The sequence below is a fragment of the Anaerobacillus arseniciselenatis genome (assembly GCF_001865995.1).
In the GTDB taxonomy this organism is placed as follows: domain Bacteria; phylum Bacillota; class Bacilli; order Bacillales; family Anaerobacillaceae; genus Anaerobacillus; species Anaerobacillus arseniciselenatis.
In genome coordinates this window covers 1-2460 of record NZ_MLQQ01000012.1, presented here as the reverse complement: position 1 = coordinate 2460, position 2460 = coordinate 1, and the positions used below count along the sequence as shown (strand labels likewise).

Genomic DNA, 2460 nt, shown 5'->3' with positions numbered 1-2460 from the left:
AAGTAACGAAGAACTTATAATTTAATATACATCGTTAGATGGACCGCCGAATGCTGGGAAACTAGCACGTTCGGTGCGGAGCAGGGGAAAAGCTGGAGATCACTTCAAAGGCTTACCTATTGCTAACTGTTACTAGAACAGTGGCAGTGGCGCTTTTATTTTAGTATTGAGCCGAAGAGTTGAAGAAGATAACAATAATCTTCAAAAAATATAAAATAACTATTCAAGATTGGGGGGTCTTGCTATCAAAAAGTATATTATTCTTTTCTTAATTCTAGGGTTAATCATATCTAATGTGTTTTTAATATCTAAAAATTCAACATATTATGAGGTACTAGAGAGAAACCATGAACAGGCAATTAATGATGTAAAAATGGGTATTCGAGTATCTTCTAGAGAAATTAGAGCTCTCGCAAGTATGGTTAGAAATGATTTTGATGGCGAATTACGATTAATTCAAACAACATCTAGAATTTCACAAAGTTTACAGATTACAAGAAAGGGATTGGTTGCTTCTCTTCCATTTATTAATCTCTCTATCCCTAGAAATAGAGGCGATAGTATGGGTGAAATGTATGATTTTATTGATAAAATATATTCGTACATTAATATTCATTACATTGCTTATCAATTTGGAGAAGGAGATATAAGCAAAGAAGAAATGGTTCACACGTTAGAAACTCTTCACGAAGGTTTAAATTTTATTTACGAAAACTTAGATAGAGATAAGTTACTTGAAGGGGATTATGCAACTATCAAAGAATATTGGCACCAGCTAATGGAGTTGTTACTTACAAAGTATCCTGATAACCCTGTATTCATCGAATATTATGACTGGCATTATAACAGGTAAATAACTATGAGTTATTCCGCTAAACGGAAGCGTTTGTGCAGAGAAAGTCAGAGGAGGTGCAGTGATGATAAGAAAAAGTGTGTTTATTTTGTTAGCTGGACTATCAATCATAGTGACGTTTTTAATTTTTGAGCTAGCATCTTCAAAGGACCTTTCCCATAATTCCGTTATCAACGAGGAAATTATTCAAATTCAAACCTTCAACATAAGCTCTGATTCTACACATTTACAAACATTAGCAAAAGGAACGATTTTTGTTAAAAGAACCGATAAATTTCCTGTTATACAGATCATTGCTTCAATTGATGTTGATAGTAATTACTGGGGAGGGATTACTTTCTATATCCCAAGGAATTGGTATATCTCTAACATTAAGAGCAGTTATGCCGAAAGCAAGACGCAGAAAAAACCAAAAGACAATGTAAATATCTAGTGGCGCTTGTGTTTTAGTATTGAGCAGAATAGTAGAAAATTTTTAAGGTGATTGGGGGAGTTAATATGATAAGAACAATTCCATTTTTACTGATAATTTTAATCGCATTAGGGTGTTCTTCAGGAATTCAATCGGAAGAACAAAAACCTATAAATACATTGATTTATGAAGAGTTTGGAAAAGAAGTTTATTTACCTAGTTTTGATGGTTTAGAAATTTCATATGTATATGTCCAATATAACAGCTCTGGTGAACCAAGAAGTATAGATATCCAATATTCAACAGAAATGAAAGACGATGTAGTTGAATTTTTTAGAAATGCAGAAAACGTAAAGGATTGGGAAGAACAATTCAATGCTAAGAAATTATATGGACCATATGAAGGTGACGTTGTTTTTATATTGTCTGTTAATAATTATCCATTAGGAATATCAGGGGCAAAAACTATAATCAATGAAACTGAGGTCTCAATTCAAGATGAAAATGAAGTAGGATTTACTATCCATAGCTTTACAATAGATAACGAGTATTCATTAGCATACAATACAAATGCTTTTTTTAAAGGTGACGATATAATAGATTTCACAGGAGACTTTCTTGAAAATATTAAATAGTAACGCTAATGCTTATTCGGTTAACGGGTAGCGATAGCACAATGAAGCTGTGGCTGTTCATATTGCACAAATAGGGATTCTAAATGGGAGGAAAATATGATACCTAAACAATTGATGCTTTATATCATAATTGGTGGAGGAATTGGTTTATTTTTCGGAGGATTTTGGAACGGTATCAGTGCAATGGTGTTAATATGGATTGCAATGAGATTTGAATATTTTATTCGTACTTATGAGAAAAAGAATTTTGAATCATAGTTAACAACTAAATTAGTAATTTAACTAACCGGGCGAATTGTTAAAGAAGTGGTTTCCATTTATGTAACTATTCGATAAATAGAAAATAAAAAAGGATTATTAAAAATACGGTTTTAAGGGGGAGAAAATTATTTTTAAAAGTTTGATAAGAAGTAAAAAAGTTATAGGAGTAATATTAGTTTTAAGTTTATTTGGTAACCTATATTTATTTAATGCATTATATACATCAAATAAATATATTGATTTTATTAATGATGATCATTTCAATAAATATGTCAATCAATTTCAACAATTAACTAATA

The 2460-nt window shown here is 31.1% G+C and carries 4 protein-coding genes; all 4 read left to right on the top strand.

Features of this window, described 5'->3' with window-relative positions; all coding sequences use genetic code 11:
* Window positions 1-373: 373 nt before the first annotated feature.
* A complete protein-coding gene (locus tag BKP35_RS08360) occupies window positions 374-853 on the top strand; it encodes a hypothetical protein (RefSeq protein WP_139192825.1) in 480 nt (159 codons plus the stop codon).
* Between the two features lie 61 nt (window positions 854-914).
* Window positions 915-1286 carry a hypothetical protein gene (locus BKP35_RS08355; RefSeq protein WP_169819172.1) on the top strand — a complete coding sequence of 124 codons (372 nt, stop codon included), beginning with the start codon at window positions 915-917 and terminating at the stop codon, window positions 1284-1286.
* 65 nt (window positions 1287-1351) lie between these two features.
* Complete coding sequence (locus tag BKP35_RS08350; RefSeq protein WP_071312892.1) at window positions 1352-1900, top strand: hypothetical protein; 549 nt, start codon at window positions 1352-1354, stop codon at window positions 1898-1900.
* A 96-nt stretch (window positions 1901-1996) separates the two neighbouring features.
* Entirely contained in the window at window positions 1997-2158 is a 162-nt protein-coding gene (locus tag BKP35_RS19465; RefSeq protein WP_169819171.1) for a hypothetical protein, read from the top strand.
* The last annotated feature ends 302 nt before the right edge of the window (window positions 2159-2460 follow it).